Annotated in this window: 16 protein-coding genes; 8 read left to right on the top strand and 8 right to left on the bottom strand. The window is 36.7% G+C overall.

Annotation, left to right across the window (positions count from 1 at the left end):
- From BLP68_RS09010 to BLP68_RS08995, 4 genes are all read left to right on the top strand, one after another.
- On the top strand, window positions 1-789 hold a 789-nt coding region (locus BLP68_RS09010), incomplete at its 5' end, for a hypothetical protein (RefSeq protein ID WP_330389121.1).
- 242 nt (window positions 790-1,031) lie between these two features.
- Window positions 1,032-3,734, top strand: coding sequence for an NTTRR-F1 domain (locus BLP68_RS22125; RefSeq protein ID WP_242876944.1), 2,703 nt, complete (start codon window positions 1,032-1,034; stop codon window positions 3,732-3,734).
- 38 nt (window positions 3,735-3,772) lie between these two features.
- Window positions 3,773-4,969, top strand: coding sequence for a hypothetical protein (locus BLP68_RS09000; protein ID WP_091542669.1), 1,197 nt, complete (start codon window positions 3,773-3,775; stop codon window positions 4,967-4,969).
- 79 nt (window positions 4,970-5,048) lie between these two features.
- Complete coding sequence (locus BLP68_RS08995) at window positions 5,049-6,131, top strand: glycosyltransferase (RefSeq protein WP_091542667.1); 1,083 nt, start codon at window positions 5,049-5,051, stop codon at window positions 6,129-6,131.
- A gap of 91 nt (window positions 6,132-6,222) precedes the next feature.
- Here the strand turns inward: BLP68_RS08995 and BLP68_RS08990 are convergent, their stop codons facing one another.
- Window positions 6,223-7,587 (bottom strand): YheC/YheD family endospore coat-associated protein, encoded by a 1,365-nt coding sequence (locus tag BLP68_RS08990; RefSeq protein ID WP_091542664.1) that lies wholly within the window; start codon window positions 7,585-7,587, stop codon window positions 6,223-6,225.
- A gap of 246 nt (window positions 7,588-7,833) precedes the next feature.
- Here BLP68_RS08990 and BLP68_RS08985 point away from each other — a divergent pair, with 246 nt between their 5' ends.
- Window positions 7,834-8,325, top strand: a complete 492-nt coding sequence (locus tag BLP68_RS08985; protein WP_091542662.1) for a metallophosphoesterase family protein — start codon at window positions 7,834-7,836, stop codon at window positions 8,323-8,325.
- Between the two features lie 32 nt (window positions 8,326-8,357).
- Here the strand turns inward: BLP68_RS08985 and ltaE are convergent, their stop codons facing one another.
- The gene (gene ltaE / locus BLP68_RS08980; RefSeq protein ID WP_091542660.1) at window positions 8,358-9,389 is read right to left on the bottom strand and encodes a low-specificity L-threonine aldolase; all 1,032 of its coding nucleotides are present in this window, start codon (window positions 9,387-9,389) and stop codon (window positions 8,358-8,360) included.
- Window positions 9,390-9,515: 126 nt separating this feature from the next.
- The gene (locus BLP68_RS08975; RefSeq protein WP_176758943.1) at window positions 9,516-10,430 is read right to left on the bottom strand and encodes a hypothetical protein; all 915 of its coding nucleotides are present in this window, start codon (window positions 10,428-10,430) and stop codon (window positions 9,516-9,518) included.
- Window positions 10,431-10,562: 132 nt separating this feature from the next.
- On the opposite strand from BLP68_RS08975, the gene BLP68_RS08970 reads away from it, so the two are divergent.
- Together BLP68_RS08970 and BLP68_RS08965 are read left to right on the top strand one after the other, a co-directional pair.
- Window positions 10,563-11,609 (top strand): hypothetical protein, encoded by a 1,047-nt coding sequence (locus BLP68_RS08970; protein ID WP_091542656.1) that lies wholly within the window; start codon window positions 10,563-10,565, stop codon window positions 11,607-11,609.
- Entirely contained in the window at window positions 11,581-12,021 is a 441-nt protein-coding gene (locus tag BLP68_RS08965) for a hypothetical protein (RefSeq protein ID WP_091542654.1), read from the top strand. Before BLP68_RS08970 ends, BLP68_RS08965 begins: the two co-directional genes overlap by 29 nt.
- A 314-nt stretch (window positions 12,022-12,335) precedes the next feature.
- Here the strand turns inward: BLP68_RS08965 and BLP68_RS08960 are convergent, their stop codons facing one another.
- Entirely contained in the window at window positions 12,336-13,400 is a 1,065-nt protein-coding gene (locus tag BLP68_RS08960) for a hypothetical protein (RefSeq protein ID WP_091542651.1), read from the bottom strand.
- Between the two features lie 256 nt (window positions 13,401-13,656).
- Here BLP68_RS08960 and BLP68_RS08955 point away from each other — a divergent pair, with 256 nt between their 5' ends.
- Complete coding sequence (locus BLP68_RS08955) at window positions 13,657-14,814, top strand: 1-propanol dehydrogenase PduQ (RefSeq protein ID WP_091542648.1); 1,158 nt, start codon at window positions 13,657-13,659, stop codon at window positions 14,812-14,814.
- Window positions 14,815-14,989: 175 nt separating this feature from the next.
- On the opposite strand, the gene orr is transcribed toward BLP68_RS08955, so the two are convergent.
- The 4 genes from orr to BLP68_RS08935 are packed head-to-tail and all read right to left on the bottom strand — an operon-like array spanning window position 14,990 to window position 20,007.
- The gene (gene orr / locus BLP68_RS08950; protein WP_091542647.1) at window positions 14,990-16,054 is read right to left on the bottom strand and encodes an ornithine racemase Orr; all 1,065 of its coding nucleotides are present in this window, start codon (window positions 16,052-16,054) and stop codon (window positions 14,990-14,992) included.
- A gap of 11 nt (window positions 16,055-16,065) precedes the next feature.
- A complete protein-coding gene (locus tag BLP68_RS08945; protein ID WP_091542644.1) occupies window positions 16,066-17,424 on the bottom strand; it encodes a GlmL-related ornithine degradation protein in 1,359 nt (452 codons plus the stop codon).
- On the bottom strand, window positions 17,414-19,630 hold the full coding sequence (oraE, locus tag BLP68_RS08940) for a D-ornithine 4,5-aminomutase subunit OraE (protein WP_091542642.1): 2,217 nt from the start codon (window positions 19,628-19,630) through the stop codon (window positions 17,414-17,416). The genes BLP68_RS08945 and oraE overlap by 11 nt, the downstream gene beginning before the upstream one ends.
- Window positions 19,630-20,007 carry an ornithine aminomutase subunit alpha gene (locus BLP68_RS08935; RefSeq protein ID WP_091542639.1) on the bottom strand — a complete coding sequence of 126 codons (378 nt, stop codon included), beginning with the start codon at window positions 20,005-20,007 and terminating at the stop codon, window positions 19,630-19,632. Before BLP68_RS08935 ends, oraE begins: the two co-directional genes overlap by 1 nt.
- Window positions 20,008-20,031: the final 24 nt, after the last annotated feature.

The raw sequence follows: 20,031 nt of genomic DNA, 5'->3' as shown, positions 1-20,031 counted from the left end.
GGTGCTACTGGACCTACGGGTGCAACAGGTGCAACTGGAGCAACAGGTGCAACTGGAGCTACTGGACCCACTGGTGTAACAGGAGCTACTGGACCTACTGGAGCTACTGGTGCTACAGGTGCAACCGGAGCTACTGGACCTACTGGTTCAACAGGTGCTACTGGCGCTACTGGAGCTACTGGCGCTACCGGACCCACTGGTGCTACTGGTGCTACTGGCGCTACTGGACCTACTGGTGCTACTGGCGCTACTGGAGCTACCGGACCTACTGGTGCTACTGGTGCTACCGGAGCTACTGGAGCCACCGGCACTACTGGACCTACAGGGTCTGAAGGACCTACTGGCGCAACCGGACCTACGGGACCCACAGGAATCGAAGGTCTATCAGAATATGCTTATATTTACAATTTGGATCCTCAAGTGGTGGCATTAGAAGCGGATATAACCTTTAGCAATAACGGTGTCATTGTTGGTTCCATTACGCATACACCAGAAACAGCTACAATTACTCTTGGTACTGCAGGTGACTATTCAATTTTGTTTAACGTTACAGGTGTGGAAGTAAATCAGTTTACACTCTTCCAAAATGGTACTCCTGTTCCAGGAGCCACTTATGGCTCTGGCGCAGGCACTCAGGCAAACCCTGGTTTTGTGACTATTACTGCTGCTGCTGGTGATACTTTAACTTTAAGAAACCATAGCAGTTCAGCTGCAATTACGTTGCAAACTCTGGCAGGTGGTACTCAAACGAATTCCAATGCTTCTATTCAAATCCAAAAGATAAACTAGATAAACAAATAACATTTTTAATCAAGAATATTGATATTTCAAAGCACCCTTTCAGTAATGAATTGGTGCTTTGATTATATAAAATTCCGTAAATATAATAATTATAATATGTATCTTTTTGATACTAAAATTTTACGATGCCTTGGTTATTAATAAAGGGACTATAAAAATCTATTTTAAGAACCATACGAACTAAATAATAGACTCCTACATATATTATCTGTGAAAAGAGGTGATTGTATATGTCAATTAATGATTTAATAGTCAATGGCGGCTTTGAGACAGGTTCATTTCCACCATGGATTCCATTTAACGCATCAATTACAACTCAATTTAGTCATTCGGGTTTTTTTGCTGCACGTTTAGATGGAGGAGCAGTTAACTCATATATATATCAAATTGTTCCTATAAATCCGGATGAGAGCTATGAATTAAAAGTGTCATTAGGCAAAATTGGAACTGCACCAAGTCCACCAGTATCAATATCCATTCCTTACTATGATGCAGATTTCAATTTCATTGGGTATGGGCTTATTATAAATATTCCAGCTAATCATATTACAAGAGCTGATGAACAGGATTGGTTAGTAATATACAAAATAACAGATCCTGGGCCAGCGGGCGCAACACACGGTCTTGTTCTTATTAATAAGTTAACCCATGCAGGAAGTGCAGATATAATAGTTGATGATGTATCTTTATTATCTATAGAAAATGGTGTAGGGCCAACAGGACCTACTGGGTCTGAAGGACCAACCGGAGCCACTGGACCTACTGGAGCAACAGGTGCTACTGGAGCCACTGGACCTACTGGCGCTACTGGAGCCACTGGTGTAACAGGAGCTACTGGGGCTACCGGACCTACTGGTGCTACTGGTGCTACAGGTGCCACCGGACCTACTGGAGCAACAGGTGCTACCGGACCTACGGGTGCCACTGGACCTACTGGACCTACGGGTGCTACTGGTGCTACCGGACCTACTGGAGCCACTGGACCTACTGGTGCAACTGGAGACACTGGAACTACTGGAGCTACTGGACCTACTGGCGCAACAGGTGCAACTGGCGCTACGGGTGCAACGGGTGCAACGGGTGCAACGGGAGCTACTGGACCTACTGGTGCTACGGGTGCTACCGGACCTACTGGTGCTACTGGAGCCACTGGACCTACTGGCGCTACTGGACCTACTGGCGCAACTGGAGACACTGGAGCAACAGGTGCCACTGGACCTACTGGACCTACCGGAGCTACTGGAGCTACTGGTGCCACTGGCGCTACGGGTGCTACTGGAGCAACAGGTGCCACTGGACCTACTGGAGCTACTGGTGCTACTGGCGCTACTGGACCTACCGGAGCTACTGGAGCTACTGGTGCCACTGGTGCTACTGGCGCTACTGGTGCTACTGGAGCTACCGGAGCTACTGGCGCTACTGGACCTACTGGAGCTACTGGAGCTACTGGTGCTACTGGCGCTACTGGACCTACCGGAGCTACTGGAGCTACTGGTGCCACTGGTGCTACTGGCGCTACTGGTGCTACTGGAGCTACCGGAGCTACTGGCGCTACTGGACCTACTGGAGCTACTGGAGCTACTGGAGCTACTGGAGCTACTGGCGCTACTGGTGCTACTGGACCTACTGGAGCAACAGGTGCTACTGGTTCAACAGGTGCTACTGGTGCTACTGGTGCTACTGGCGCTACTGGACCGACAGGTAACACAGGACCTACAGGTGAACTAGCTGAAAACGTAACTATTGAAGAGGTGGGCCCAAATGTAAGTTCTCAATTTGATGAATTGCGTACTGCTGAAAGAACACCTATTGTAGAATTGCAATCAGTATATGGGCTATCTGACTTACGAGATCTTGTAGAACTTACTGGAGCAGGATCGGTTACCAATACAACAGTTGAATATCAGGTAAGTACAACAACTGGTGCTACTGATAGCGCAACCCTTGACAGTGTAGAAAGAGGACGATATATGCCTGGTTTTGCAGGGCAAGCTGGAATAGGAGTACGGATCCCTTCCCCTCCAACGCAAAACCAAGTGTTCCGTTGGGGTATGGTAGATGATGAAAATGGAGCATTCTTTGGTCAAAGTGTAGCAGATGGAATATATGTTGCTATACGCCGAGCAGGTGTAGATACCATAATTCCTCAAACAACATGGAATATTGACCCTCTAGATGGAACTGGCCCTAGTGGCATCACTCTAGATCTTTCACTAGGTAATATATTCCAAGTGACTTTTACCTGGTATGGCTATGGTGTTATCGAATTTAATGTTGTTGTTCAAAACCCTGTTACCCTTGCCCAAGAGGTTGTAACAGTAAATCGATATAGACCAGCTAATCAGACCAGCCTTGCAGATCCTAATTTACCATTACGGGCTCAGATTGAAAACAATGGTATAACTGATGGAGCACGTGACATCTTTATAGGTGGTAGACAATATACCATCATAGGTGAATTTAATCCAGAATTTAGAATTACCTCTGAACGAAGAGAGGTTACAGTGGGTACTGCAGGTTTACCAGTGATATCTTTCCAGAGAAAGCCTATCTTCCCTGCTGGTGCTGCTAGACCCAATTCTGTCAGTGTTACACTAGAAGGTGTAGATATTGTCACTGGTTCAGATATTTATTTCCAAGTAATTGTAAACGGAACCCTCAATACAGCCTTTGCTAACTTTCCTACTACGAATACAGCCATACCTGATAGTGAGACTGCACTGTTAGTCAACAATACTGCCACAACCATCACAGGAGGTCAAGTGGTCTATCAAGGTGTTGCTTCTGGAGTACAGGGCTCTGCAAGAGACCTGGCTACGGCCTCTCTTCTCACCTTTGAGCTTCCTGATCAACAACCTGTTTCCTTGGTGATTGGAACCTTCTCTGGTACGTCAGCAATTTCGGCGGTATTTCGAGTAACAGAAGAATGGTAAAAAATTAAGGAAATAGACGATGAAAGGAGTTTTATAATATGGCTATTATTGAAGGGGTGGGCCCAAATGTCAGCTCTCAATTTAATGAACTAAGAACAGCAGAAAGATTTCCTATTGTGGAGCTAAAATCTGTATATGGGTTATCAGAATTACGAGATATTGTAGAAACCACTGGAGCTGGATCTGTTACCAGTACTACCGTAGAATATCAGGTTAGCACGACTGCAGATGGGATAGATTCAGCTACCTTAGATAGTACTGAAAGGGGCAGATATATGCCCGGCTTTGCAGGTCAGGCAGGGATTGGTGTACGAATACCAAATTCACCTACTGGAACACAAATATTCCGTTGGGGAATGTTTGATGATGAGAATGGAGCCTTCTACGGTCAAAGCGTAGCTGATGGAATATTCGTTGCCATAAGACGATCAGGGGTCGATACCATTATCCCACAGACAGCTTGGAATATTGACCCTTTGGATGGCACAGGTCCTAGTGGTATCACCCTTGACTTAGCTCTAGGAAATATATTTCAAATTATTTTCACTTGGTATGGATATGGAGTCATTGAATTTAACATTGTTGTCCAGAATCCAACTACCCTTGCTCAAGAAGTTGTTACGGTAAATCGTTATAGACCCGCTAATCAAACTAGCTTTACCGACCCTAATTTACCACTACGGGCTCAAATTGATAATGATGGGACTGCCGCTGCTGCAGATCTATTCGTGGGTGGAAGACAATATAGTATCATTGGGAAATTTAATCCTGAGTTTAGGATCACTTCAGAGCGTAGAACTGTTGTGATAGGCACAGCTGGTTTACCAGTAATATCCTTTCAAAGAAAAGCAATTTTCCCTACTGGTTCAGCTCGACCTAATTCTGTCAGTATCAATCTAGAAGGATTAGATATTGTTACTGATGATGATGTTTATTTTCAAATTATAGTTGGGGGCACGTTAAATACAGCCTTCACTAATTTTCCCACGGCCAGCACAGCTATACCTGATAATGAAACAGCACTGTTAGTTAATAATACTGCTACAACGATTACTGGTGGTGAAGTTGTTTTTCAAGGTGTTGCAGCAGGAGGAGTGGCGGCATCAAGAGCTTTGGCTACTGCCGATTTATTAGATTTTGAGTTGCCTGATCAAGATCCCGTATCCTTAGTAATAGGGACATTCGCTGCTACTACTTCTGTATCAGCAGTATTTCGTGTATCTGAAGATTGGTAATAACAGTACAGGATGCCTACCCTAGGGCAGGCATCCGACTTTTTAAACTTGAGACATATTTGACGAAAGGAATGATGAAATGATATCAATTAGCCTTTGCATGATTGTTAAAAACGAAGAAGAGATACTGGCTCGCTGTTTAGACACAGTTAATGACATCGTGGATGAAATTAATATTGTAGATACAGGTTCAACCGATAAAACTAAAGAGGTTGCTGGACAATACACAGATCGTATTTTTGATTTTGAATGGATTGATAATTTTGCAGCCGCAAGAAACGAATCCTTTAAATATGCAACTAAAGATTACATCTTATATTTAGATGCAGACGATGTACTATTAGAAAAGGATCGTATTAAATTAAAGGAATTAAAAGAAACCCTTGACCCTTCAGTTGATTCAGTTTCTATGTATTATGATGCAGGAACCGACGAGTTTGGAAATGTTACATTAAGATATCGTAGAAATCGACTAGTCAAAAGAGAGAAAAATTATAAATGGATGGGAGACTGTCATCAATATTTAGATGTAAGAGGACATATTATAAATTCAGATATAGCCATAACCCATAAAAAGATTCGTCATGCTGTTGGTCGAACAGTCTCAATTTACGAAAAAAAAATTGAGCGGGGTGATACTTTTACTGCTAGAGACTTTTTTTATTATGGAAATGAGTTACGAGAAAACGGTAAGTATGAAAAGGCAATAGAAAATTACAATAAAAACATATCAATGAAGGAAGGATGGATTGAAGATAAAATATTTGCATGTATCTTTAAGGGAGACTGCTATCGTTATTTAGGAGATATGAATAATGAGTTGCTTTCTCTATTTCAATCCTTTCAATTATCCTCACCTAGAGCTGAGGCCTGCAGTCGAATAGGCTATAATTTTCAAAAACAAAGAGATTATAAGACAGCAGCCTTCTGGTATGAGCTATCAATTCAGCAAGTGCCTGATCCTGATCGATGGAGTTTTATTTATCTCGCCTACTACACCTGGTACCCTCATCTACAATTATGCGTTTGCTACTATAATTTAAAAGAATATCAAAAGTCTTATGATCATAATGAACTGGCTAGAAAGTATAGACCAGAAGATAAAAATATACTTCAAAACAAAATACTACTTGAGAGAATACTGAAATCGGGAAAAAATTAACACTATAATATTATAGAAAGCCGTTGCAATAATCAAAACTGCAACGGCTTACCTGTTCATTATAAATGAGTGTATGGTTACTATATACCATTTATATAAAATTTTTCCTTACAAGGTAGATGGCATAATCTAAGGGCAAACCAAATATCAGCTTACATGCCTCGGTACTAGCTTCCCTATATGCTATGCTGCTGGGCCTACTGTTGGCTTCAATTAGCCATAGCTTTCCCTTCATGTCTAATGCTACATCTAATCCTACCTCACCTAAGCTACCAAAAGATAGTTCCATAGCATTTACTGTCCGCAAAGCAATTTCTTCTAATCTATTCCATGAAAGGCTACTATGAAGTAAAGCTTCACCGGGCATTGTAAAAACGTCTTTAGCTCCAGCTGCAAAATTTGTTACAATAGCCCCCGGTTTAGCAATACGATAATTTAAAGCAGTAATAACCCAATTGTTATTTTTATTTTTCTGCACCAAAACCCGCATATCAAAGGGAGAGCCATCTATTTGGGCTAAAAAAATCCTCTGTTGTAATATAAGATTCTCTCCAATAGTTTTATATAGAAAATGAGCTAAATTTTCTAAATCTATAAGTTGCCAAGTTTTGACTTTACTTCCTCCAGTTTTACATAGATAATTATCTCCTAATCTTTCAACTCTAAAAACCTTACGACCACTTCTACCATAATTATCCTTTACATAGCAATATTTATACTTTTTCAAGTATTCCTCCAACTTTTCTATCGTGAACAAAGTGGTTTCTGGTAAATATTTATTCGTTTCACTAATTGAGCTTAATACTTGATAGGTCTCCCACTTACCAAAAGTTCGAGTAGTATTAATCCAATAAATATTACCTGCTTTGCCTCGGTGGGTATAGCTCTTTACAGTATCGGGCCCTGGAGAAGAACCCCTATCGTGTATTACTTGAGGAATAGCTATAATTTTTTTTACCCACATATTATTTATAGGGTTTAAGCTGTAGGCTTCGACTAAGTTATCGACCCAATTGATACTATTAACACGAATACAGTAAAAGAGTATCCCTTTATCTAAAGCCAGGCGGGCCCTCTTCTTCACAACGTCACTTTTCTCAATATTATCCCATGTTTTTTTGGTAATAGTTAAACCAATTGTAGGACCCAATATAATAATTCTGTTTGTGTTAAAAACTAGCAGTAATGGCTCTTTTTGATAAAAGGAAAGGTGTTTTAATATATCCTTAGTGATGTAAAGAGTAGTAATTGAAGAGTCTACACCTTGTATTGCTACTTCTACGGACAATTTTTTAGTTCCAACCTGTAGAAATACATTGTCTCCAGGACTAAGATTAAAAAACTTTAACTGGAATCTATTAAGAAAGAGTAATTTCTTGTTTGACTTATGATCCAACGATTTTAAAGTAAATACTTCATGCTGTTGAATTTCCTGATGTTTGTTATTCCTTATCATATCAAAGTCCACTCTATTTGCTTCATAAGAAATCCTTCCTCTACGATAATTTAATCTTTCTGTTATATTAGATTCACTTTGTGGGTTTTTTGTGAATAAAAATGAAAGAATAAATCTATAAAAGGATTTTAAATAGCAATAATTACAAGATTAAATAATATAATTATATAAAATCTGTTTTAGGCATATTGGAGTAAATTAGATAATTATTAATTTTACTAAATATTATTATGATTGGAGGTTTCTATGATAATAGGAGTAATTTCTGATACCCACATCCCAAGTAGAGCCAAATTAATTCCTATACAGGTTTTACGAGGCTTTGAAAAGGTAGATTTAATTATACATGCAGGCGATATTTGTGAGGAATCTGTGTTAGAACAGTTACGGGCCATAGCTCCTGTAAAGGCAGTTGTTGGCAATATTGATGGTATAGAGCTTCAAAATAAACTACCTAAAAAATTGATAATTAACCAAAAGGGATTTAAGATAGGTATTATTCACGGAGATGGAGGAAAAAGAGGCAGTACTTTAGAAAGAGCCTTAGAGGCCTTTAAGGATGATAATGTAAACTGCATAATATTTGGTCATAGTCATTTAGCCCACATCAGTTTAAAGGGTAGTATTCTTCTGTTTAATCCTGGTTCTCCAACAGATAGAAGAAGGAGCAAATACTTTTCGTATGGCATACTGGAGATTAAAGATTCAATAAAAGCAAACATAGTATACTTTAAATAAAAGCCACAATCCTAAAATTGTGGCTTTATCTGTTATTTCAGTATATCTTTTATAATTTCAATTGTTCTATAAATGTCCTCCTTATTTATACCCCTATGGGTTACAAAACGGATTAATCTACTATTTCGTGGATTTACCAAGAGTCCCCTATCCTTCATGCTATTCACCAGTTGAGGTATTTTATATCCAGTTTCATAAAAATCAACGTTAACTATGTTTGTATGTACTTTATCTATTTCCACCGATACACCCTTTAACTTATTTAATTCCAAAGCTAGAAACATAGCGTTCTGGTGATCTACATCTAATCTCTCTGTCATTTTATCCAATGCCACAATCCCTGCTGCAGCAATTATTCCAGCCTGCCTCATGCCTCCCCCTAACATTTTTCTATATTTTCTTCCACGTTTAATGAATTCATTTGTTCCTGCCAGAATACTACCTACAGGTGCACTTAATCCCTTTGATAAGCAAAACATAATTGAATCAATATGTTTAGTTATCTCTTTAACATCAACCCTTAAATAATTGGCAGCATTAAAAACTCTAGCACCATCTAAATGTATAGGGATATCTTTTGACCTTGCAAGTGCAAATATTTCATTCATCCTTTCAGGCTTTATTGCCATTCCGCCAGCCATGTTATGGGTATTTTCAATACATATCAGTCCAGTTTCTGGAAAGTGTATGTTTTCTTGTCTTATTGCAGCTTCTATATCATCAATAGCAGGTAATCCATCTATTCCCTTTAAGGTTCTAGCTTGTACTCCTGCAACCCTAGCAATGCCCCCCACCTCATACAAAAATATATGACTGCTTTCCTCTAAAATTATCTCCTGACCAGGCATAGTATGGGCCATTACGGCAATTAAATTCCCCATCGTTCCTGTAGGCACCAGTAGAGCCCCTTCTTTACCAACAATATTTGCTGCTTTAGTTTCCAATCTATTTACTGTTTCATCATCACCATAAACATCGTCACCAAGCTCTGCAGCTAGAATTTCCTTCATCATTTCCTCTGTGGGAAGTGTCACGGTGTCACTTCTAAGATCAATATATCCCATTTTATATTCTCCTTTCGATTCTCCTATGTTATTATTATAGTTTATTTATTCCAAATTTCCAACGAAACATTATTGGGAATAGAAAAAGCTGATGCCTAAATTGACATCAGCTTTTTGAAATCTAGTTTAACAATCTGGATGTGGGGGAACAAATGGTTCATTTACCTGTGGTGGGAACAATGGTGGGAACTCATCACCACAAATAGGTCTAACTCTTGGTACCTGCTCGCAGAAGCCTGTGCTTAGTACGCAAAGCTGTACTGGAACCTTAATCTTTTTCTCGCAGGTTAAACAAATTGCAACTATAAGGTTAATGAAAACCTCGCCTGTTACTGGGTTAAATTGTATGTCTCTTTGTATGCTTTGTGTTGCTAAACGAGCTAAGAATAGAGCATTACAGAATTCTGTAAATTGTGGTAAAAACGCACCATCAAATACTGAAGGCATACATAATTCAAAGAAGTTTGTAAGAATTTGTCTTATAGGTACTCTACCCTTAAGGGTGGCAACTTGAACGTTTCCTAATGCATCAATAAATTCCACATCAATTTCTACAAGAACAGTACCACTTACAGTAATTTCTTGAGAACCAAATATTGGTGTGCCTTCTCCAACCTCATCACAATCACTAGTATCAGTGTAGATTAAGTACTGCAATAATCCTGCAGGACCTGGAACTACAACTGGGCAGCCTTTTTCATCTGTTACAAACTGAGCTCCAGACAATGTTGTTTTCGGAGTAATAGCTAAATTTCTTGGATCATTAATATTTCCTGGATTAAAGAACTTTCTTGCCCTAATATCTAGTACCCTTACTATTCTTGATTTGGGACCACATTTAGCCACTGGCAATGTTCCAAATGGAACTTTTGATGCTGGCTGAAGACCTTGAAGATTAAAAGTCACTGAATCGTATACCTTGTCAACAAAGATACATTCTCCTACTATATCATCTAATTTACCATCAAATACACAACCAGTATTAGCAATACAGCATCTATCTTCTATTGACTGGGCTTCTATAATATTTTTGTTAGTCATCCTATCATCTCCTTTTTTTTTATAACGTCCTTACTGTAAAATATGTAACTGATAGTATATAGGTGCTACTAATGAGTAATTTTTATTTCAAATCTGCATATATTTTACTAAAAATGAATTGGATGTGATAACTTGGCTTTTATGGGAAATTTGGAATATTTAATTAACAATTCACAAAGTCATCTTTACAATATTTTCCTTGATGAAAAGAAAGAAATAAAATGTATTTCATCAAAGCAAAATAAATGGGCTGATTACCATGTTATATCCCAAAATGGCAGTTCAGATATGGATATTACAATTGACCCATCAGATAACATTCACCTTTTTAATGTACATGACAACAATAAGGTTAATTATTTTATTTTCAACAAACAAAAATGGAGACTTAAAACCTCTTTTAATTTAACAGCTGAAGGTGAAAAAATTTTATATCCTATTTGTATCTATCATAATAATCAAATCAACCTTTTTTATTATGAAAAAAACAGTGTCAGTAGCTTATGTAAGCTAAAGCATGTTGTTTTTGAAAAAAACAAAGCTAAGGAAAACTTAATATTTCAAGCATCCTACCATAGATTTATCAATCCATTTAAAGTTTTTACCGTCAATAATAACATGATATTTCTATTTACATCTTTAGTGAATGATAAAGAAGAAATATTTATAAAGAAATTTGATTCTCAAAAAGAAGAATGGCTTCCCCCTATTCAAATTACAAATACTGGCGTTAGTAAATTGTATTTAGATGGATTATTAGACAATAGTAATAACATCCATATCCTATGGAGTAATTACACGGAGGATGACCTTACTATAAATTACATTAAATTCAATTTAGAAGAAAACAAAGTATTTATTGAGCCTCAAAAGCTTTCAGAATCGCTTAATTGCTCATTTCCACACATAACTCTTTTTAATAGTAGGGTTATAGTTGTTTGGTATCAGTTCGAACACTTAGTTACTACAACAAGTAATGATTTTGGTGATACATGGTCTGAAGTTAAACCTATTGCCAAAAGTAAAAGAATTAATTTTAAACGCTATAGATTTAGAACCAATTATAATGAGTATTCAAATTTTATAGGTGACACACTTTTTGGAACCCTATATCCCGCTATACAATTTTTAGGTCTTGGAGGTGATATTGATGATGAAGTATCAACAGGTGAGCTATAATTTCGTTCCTAAAGCAGAAGACTTAGAAACAGAAAAGAAAATTACTGAAGACTTAAAAGCAGAAAAGAAAATTACTGATGAGATTATAGAAGAACAGGCCGAGCAATTAAAAGACGACAATAATAATTTGCTTAATGAGCTAGAGGAGCTTAGAGTGCAGGTTGATTTTGCAAAAAAACAGCTGGAAACAAAAGAATTCGAACTAGTTTCAGCCAACAATAAATTGAATGAACTAGAAAGCCAAATGGGTAGGTATGAAGCATATAAAGAAGATGTAGAATACATAGATGCCTTAAATATTAAGCTAGAAAGCTTAACTAAGGAAAGAGAAGACCTTGTAATGCAGTTACAACAACGACAGGATCATATTCAGACCCTATATATGATTATGCTGGTGTTAGTGTTTATTTAATTTAGCAGCTTCAGGTTGATGACAAACCATGATATTTTCAAAACTACCTAAACCCGCTCAGAACCAAAACGGGAATGAGCTAAAGATAATCAGTAGTTTTCAAAACTCGCCTTAGCTCAAACAGTTGAAAACTCTTACCTGATTATCTTTTTGCTCTTTTAAATCTAACTTTCAATGTATTATGCTATGGTCTATCTCTCAGGGGTCAGTCTGAGTTGTTAAAATCAATAGGCTCTTATTTCTTAAGTTACAGCTTCTATACATCTTTACTATATATGATTTTTATTTATATAATATATTTTCTAATTAATCTTTTATATAATTTCTGTAACAGCCATTCTATACCAATTTACATTTTTTTTATTTATCATATCTATTCCTTTTAATTCAAACAACATATCCGCTGGAAAACCTACTATATAGCTACTACTCACATTTAATCTATTAACTATGTCTATATATATTTTTTCTAATACAATTTCATTAAATATGTATTTAGGGTTTAAAAGTATATAAACTTTTTTGGTATTGGCTTCATTTGTTGTTTCAAAAATTATTATATATGATATCTTTTCATTTTCCTCGGTTTCAGCTTTGCAATATTCAAGTATAGAATTTGATACCCTCCACCCTTCAATAATATGATTTAATGGCAATGACATATTACAATTAAAATAGTCTTCTTCTATTAAATGATACAGCGCTTCAGTATCTTTAACTAGTTTAAAATCATAATTTGATGAAAAATCTGGTTGACGCTCCTTCACCACTATTTTTAGTATATCTGTTGAATAAAACCTTATGAAACCTAATGAGATTAGAACCTTTTCAGAAATTTTAGTAGTTAAACTTGATATATCAATACTATAGTATTTCTCCTTTTTAGCTATTGCTTTAATGAATCTATTTATATAAATCAAATTATCTTTTGTAATGTACTCTTCCATTAGTTGAAAATCATATATGAACAGATAACAGCCTAAGGGCATTACTTCCTTCTCTTTACTTATACCTATACATCCAACCACCTTCTTTTTGTCCATAATTAGAAAAAACAACTCTTCATTAAACCAGTTATATTTCCGATATTTTTTTACTCTTTGGTAGATTTCATTGTTTTTATTGATATAGTTCTTTAAAGAGTAAATGATAATACGTTTTTCATTAGATTTATAGTTTTCCTTTCCAAATGATTCTCCGCTTTTATTCAGTTTTTGAGTTATAAAATTTAAATCCTTTATAATCATACTTTTAAGCATCATTATGTCTTCTTCTTCCTTCATTATCCTAACTATATAGTCTGTAACAGATAAACCTCTTTCCTTAGCTTTTTTTTGTATTTCTCTATAGACATCTTCTTCTAATTCAATCGTTAACATATTGACCCTCCTCCCTTAATTACATCATATTTTAATAATGATTTTATTATACAGAAAAATTACCTGTATAACATTTGATCAACTTTTAAATCACACATTATAATTGAGAAATAAAATATAATAAGTAGATGCTTCAATTTCTTGTGTAATTAAGAAAATATCACCTGAGTTCATCTTAATTTAGGTAAAAATGAAGGATATTCATGTTTACCGTAGAATTTAAAAATAATACTTGTAGCAAATGGGAGGAAAAGATATGAACAAATTTTTACTAAGACCGGAAATTTACTATGGAAGTAATGCCATAGATTATATTAACCAGTTAAAAGGAAAAAAAGCTTGTATTGTAACAGATAAGTTTATGGTGGATTTAGGATTTCTAGATAGAGTAACAAAGATACTGGATGATAAGGGAATTACCTACAAGGTATTTTCAGAGGTAGAACCAGATCCTTCTCGTGAAACAGTACTAAAGGGACTAAATCATATTATCGAGCAAAAACCAGATACATTAATTGCCATCGGAGGGGGATCTCCAATAGATGCAGCTAAAGCCATTATGTATTTTTGTATACAAACAAAAGAAAAGCTAGTTGAGAAAGAGCTAATAAAGAAACCTTGGTTTATAGCAATCCCTACCACCAGTGGTACTGGATCTGAAGTAACTGCTTATTCTGTGATCACAGATAAAAAAACAAACGTTAAGATACCCTTAGTTGAAGATATAATGATACCGGATGTAGCAATACTAGATTATGAATTAACAAAAACCATGCCACCATCAGTAACAGCAGATACTGGTATGGATATACTTACCCATGCCATAGAGGCTTATGTTTCACCAAAGGCTTCAGACTTTACCAATATTTATGCAGAAAAAGCTATAGAGATTGTTTTTGATTATTTGATAAAGGCCTATAATGATGGAGAAGATATAGAAGCAAGAGGTAAGCTACATAATGCTTCCTGTATGGCGGGTGTAGCTTTTTCAAATTCATCTTTAGGAATAAACCATAGTTTAGCACATTCTTTGGGAAGTGCATTTAAGCTACCCCATGGCAGAAGTAATGCTATATTCTTACCTTATGTTGTGAGTTTCAATGCTGGTCTAAGGGATTCTAAAATACACAATGAAGAGGTGGCAAAGAAATACCATGCTATAGCAAAACGAATTGGTTTACCAGCCAGCACCCTACTGGAGGGGGTTATTAGTATCATTGAGGGTATGAAGCTACTTAATAAGACTGTTAATATTCCCATCACCATCAAGGAATTTGGTGTTGAAAAGGAGGCTTTTCAGAAGCAATTATTGGATATGGCCCAATCTGCCTATCAAGATATATGCACCAGTGGTAATGCTATAGCAGTTACAACAGAGGATTTAATAAGTATATTAGAAGAAGCATACGAGTAAATCTTATTAAAGAGCCATAATAAATAAAGCACCTGTAATAGTAATTCATTACAGGTACTTTATTTATTATCTCATTTTATAACCAATATTACATATACACATATAATACTAAAATCAATCAAAGGTACTTTTACAAAAATATAAATTAGTCATCTGCCTTTGATTACTTATTGTCTTATCTTATGAAATTCTTATATACATATTCACTGGTCATTAACCCTAGCATTGCGCCATAGCTAAGCTGGAATACCATTTCATCTCCTACCTTATAGTCCTTGTTACAATGGGTTATATCTATAATTAGATGGTCACTGCTACCTCCCAACACCTCAGCTTCTGTATCAACTGGGGTAATAGGATGTGTAGAGAGGTCCTGTTTTCCAACTGCAAGTATTGCTCTTTTCATAATCCCTTTTTCTTCAAAGGTTGGTACATTTCCAAAGGCATCCCTTCCTATTTCACCTATTGGAACGGAAGGCTTTGTTTTTATCTCAATTATTTCTGCAACCAGCTGAAAGGTATCCTGATATGATTCAGGGATTATTCTTCCATAGGTGCTTTCTACTCCTAACAGTATTGCTTCACCAAATCTTAAGTGGTTTATTTGAGGAAGAATTTCAGAGTTATCCACCAAATAAAAGCTACTGGAATTGCCCCCACTAATAATATCAAGAGGCTTACCTGTTAATTCTTCAATCTTTTTTGCACTAGCCAGCAGCTGTGATAGGTTCTCCTTTGTTGGAATTACGCCACCGAAGCATGTTAAATTGGTACCAATTCCTACTAAGTCGATATTTTTTAAATCTATAATGGCTTTAATAACCGTTTCTAACTCTACTTCATCGAAAATACCTTCCCTAAGGTCACCTAAATCAACCATCAATATAATTTTATGGATCTTGTTATTTTTTAATGCTGCGTTATTTAATGCTTGAATAGTTTCGATCTCAGAGTTTAAGCTAATGTCTGCATAATTTACTACATCCTCAACTTGACTAATCATTGGAAGTCGCAGTAATATTTTTTTCAGTTTAATATGCTGCATTTTTTTAAGGTTCTCGACTCTTGAGTCGGCAAGATATTTTATGCCAGCCGCAGCTATTACCTCTGCTATTTCAGGGTAGGCACAGAAGCCTTTTGTTACAGCTGCTACATCTATGCCAAAGGGCTTAGATTTTTCAACTACGATTTTAGCATTGTGGTTTAATTTCTTCAGATCAATATCAATACGTGGATTCATTTTATCACTCCCTACTTTAACCCCAGGCTTTCTTTTAAAAGTAATAGTGCTGCATTGGGGTGACGCTTAGATAAAACTCCTAAGGAAGCCATAATATAGTGATTATCTATCAAAACAGTAGCTTCTTTTGTAGGATATAGCAAGTTAACTATGCTCTTTTCTTTAACCTCACTTAAAATATCCTTACCCCTGGGTAATCTTGTAAGTGCGCCACCAGTACCAATTATATATTTGACACTAGATAGGTCTTTTCCTTCTGCTACTTTAGTTTTTCCTCCTGCTTCATATAAAAACCTTAGTTTTCCAGCATGTCTTTCTAAAGCTGTTAATACTGCTTCCTGTGTTAAAGCCTGAACAAATTCTATTTCCTGAGGTGTTTTAGGAATAGGCTTATGTTCTACTATTAGCTTATCAATATCTACTGAAAGTTTTTTACTAAGGACTTCTCTTCCAATTCTTTCGACGATATTAAGCATGTTTACATATACACCTAAGTCCCCCTCCACTGTTCGTTTTGCAACTGGCTCGGGACTTATTAAAATACGACTTATTTCTTCGCTTCCTTCTGTCACTGAATGTAGGTCTGTTGTCGCGCCACCAACATCAAAGGTTATAAGATCACCGATATTCTCCATAAGAAGCTTTGATGCCTCCATAACGGCACCAGGGGTAGGAATAATTGGTCCATCCACCACTTCTCTTACCTTTATCATTCCAGGGGCATGGATAATATGCTCTTCAAAAACATCTTGAATAACACTTCTTGTAGGCTCTATATTCAATTGATCTATTTTAGGATATACATTTTCTACACAATACAGCCGTATATTTTTCTCTAAGAATATTTCCTTAATCTCTTCTTGATTTTCAATATTGCCAGCATAAATTACAGGGATATTTAAACTTAATTCAGATATTCTCTCAGCATTATATATAGCAGTGTCTCTTTCACCATAATCTACTCCACCAGCAATAAGAATAATGTTGGGTTGTATTTCTTTTATATTCTTTATATCTGTTCGTTTTAGCTTGCCTGCTGTAATTTGATGTATAATTGCACCGGCACCTAGGGCAGCTTCCTTCGCAGCCCTCACGGTCATATCATACACTAGCCCGTGAACTGACATTTTTAGCCCACCAGCAGCACTACTTGTAGCCAGCATTTCATCATACTGAATTTCTGATACACCAAGGTTTTTAGCCAAGTTGTCTATAGCTGCCTTCAAGCCAATATTTACATCACCCTCAAGTACAGATGTTGGAGCTTGCCCCTGCCCTAAAAATTTAGGGCGTGGGCTATTTATATCTTGAAAGCCATTAACTACAGTTGTTGTACTGCCGATTTCAGCAACCAGTACATTAATTCTCATTTTTCATTTCCCTTCTTTTATTAACAAGGAAGGTAGCCACATGTACTCCTTTGGATGTTTTACCAAATCCAGCATCTATCCCCTGTTGTACAGCTATTTCCGGAGTAACCTGAGTACCTCCGCAAGCTATCATTATTTTATCTCTAACACCTTTTTCTATAGCATATTCATGAATCTTTTTCATGTTTTTATAATGAATATCATCATGGCTTATTATTGTAGAAGCCAGTATTGCATCAGCATTTAATTCTATAGCTGCATCTACAAGCTTTTCAATTGGGCAAGATGTTCCAAGATATTCTACATCAATACCCCATTTTTCTATTCCACCATGCTTTATATCAATTACTTCTCTTAGTCCAACAGAATGCTCATCTTCTCCAACAGTTGCAGCTACAACCTTTAGAGGTCTTTTTTCTATTTCTTCCCATAGCTCTTCATCATTCATAACCTCTGGCTCAGGTGGAATACTTAAAGTAGAAATATCAAGATCAAATTCTATCTTACCTTTAATTTGAACCCTTGTTCCTTCTGAAGGATGTAGAACCTCAGTGTGAATTACTTCTGGATCTACTAGATTCATTTTCTTTGCAAATTCAATGGCTGCAAACTCTGCAACACGTCTACTGGTTGGAATAAACACTTCAACTTGAACTGTTCCATCTGCCAACCATTCAACCTCTGGCTTAACTAAATTTGTGTTTCTATATTTTTCATTTTCAGCCATACGATTATTTACATTATCATTTTCATCTAGCTCATCTATAAATATTATTTTTTCTGGTTTTTCTAATGTGCATCCCTCTATTAAAGTTGAAGGATTAGCAAGTGCAGCTTCACTGTATTGAGCAACATTGTTGTAACCATAATGGGCTGTTACAGGCGCCATATAGTCTTCATCTCTTTCGAATACTTTTCCAGATCCTATTCCAGCATCCATCTTTCTTGCAATACCGTCACCGTTCCTTTCAGGGTACATTCCTGAATCTACAAAGAATCCCTTTTCTACGGCTTCGAAGTAACCTCCTACTTCTAGAAGCTCTTCTAAATATAAGACAGATCTTTCCTTCAATTCTCTAACCATTTCTGGTAAATATCCGTCTTTTTTTATTTCAACCATTTCTAATAGTCCATCAAGTCCAACTAATGTTTGCTTAGCAGTATCACAAGCCTCGATATTATAAATATGCCATGGTACATTTCTTCCTTCATCAGGAGTTATGGTTGATTGAATATCTGCACTTGTAAGCTTAGAAATCATCATATTCATTACATGAGTAACGGTAGCTTCTCTGGATGAGGATGTAATATACTTTGTATTTTGCTGAGCTCGCATCTTATATTCTGAGAATAAATCTCTTAGTGCAACTGCGTATGGCAAGTCATACTTTGTACAAGGTACTGGAGCTGCTGAAGGGGGTACAGTTGAAAGACAGATATTTTCCTTCTTCATACCAACCTTATGAGAAAAAATTGAGTTTATTCCATGCTGAACCATTAGCTCAGGCATAACCTTCCACGCATCTCTTGCAGTTGCATTAGCATTATGGGCACCATCAATTTGAGCCATATCTGCCCATGCCATTACCTTCTTGGATTCTGCTGCGTCTACAAAGGATCTTATCATATTTATATTTCTATATAATATATTGTACTGAGGATCTTGATGGGCACCATTTACACCTTCTTCTGCAAACATAACAGCTATATCTGGCCCAGCAACACCAGAAACATATGAATGATAGTTAATTGGTCTACCCACTTCTTCTTCAATAAAGTCTAAAGCTTTTCTTTGTGCCCTTACTTGCTTTCTTGTTACCGGAATGCCACCTATGCCTTGAGGTGACCCTTCTATTAAACCATCATAATGTGATTGTCCAGCAGTTCTAATAACCATTATATGGTCTGCACCATGCCAAGCAGCCATACGCATACGCCGGATGTCATCTTCAAATCTTCCTGATGCAATTTCCGTAGTAATTGTTTCCTGTGGTTGTGGGTCTAAATTTTCAAAATATCTAACTGCAGCCGGTATTCCAATAGAGTTCTTTAAAGGCTCTGAGCAATCTGAATAGGTATGAGGGCCTTCTGTAAGCTTATCTACCTTTTTTCTCCAGGTCCATCCCCTTCTCTTTGGTCTATAATTTTCTAAATTACTTAGAATCTCCTTAATATCCATTTTTTCATTTATATCATATTTCTTCATTACTGTTTCCCTCCTTTAAAGATTGCTACTGCATCTTCCCAGTGCTTACCTTCAAGCATTTCTAGGCCTGCTTGTCTTAGAGGGATATTTTTCTCCTTTGAAACTCTATACACTACATTCCCTACGCCCTTGCCTATTAGGCCTCTATCTATTGCTCCTTCAACTAATGGCTTTGCCTCTAAGCTTGAAAATCCCATTCTTAGAAGCACTGAACGCTCTATCGAGGGAGTTGTATGGGTTTTAGCCAACTCTAATAATGGCTCAACAGCTTTTTCCGCCAGTTCCCAAAATCTTTGCTTTAATTCTTCATCAGAAAGATTTGCTAAATGCTTTCTTCTTTCATTATAATCATCTTCTCTTTTAAGACTACCCTTCATACTTTTTCCTCCTTTTTTTAGCTG

Source organism: Alkaliphilus peptidifermentans DSM 18978 (assembly GCF_900101495.1).
GTDB lineage: Bacteria > Bacillota > Clostridia > Peptostreptococcales > Natronincolaceae > Alkaliphilus_C > Alkaliphilus_C peptidifermentans.
This window is presented reverse-complemented; position numbering and strand designations above follow the sequence as displayed.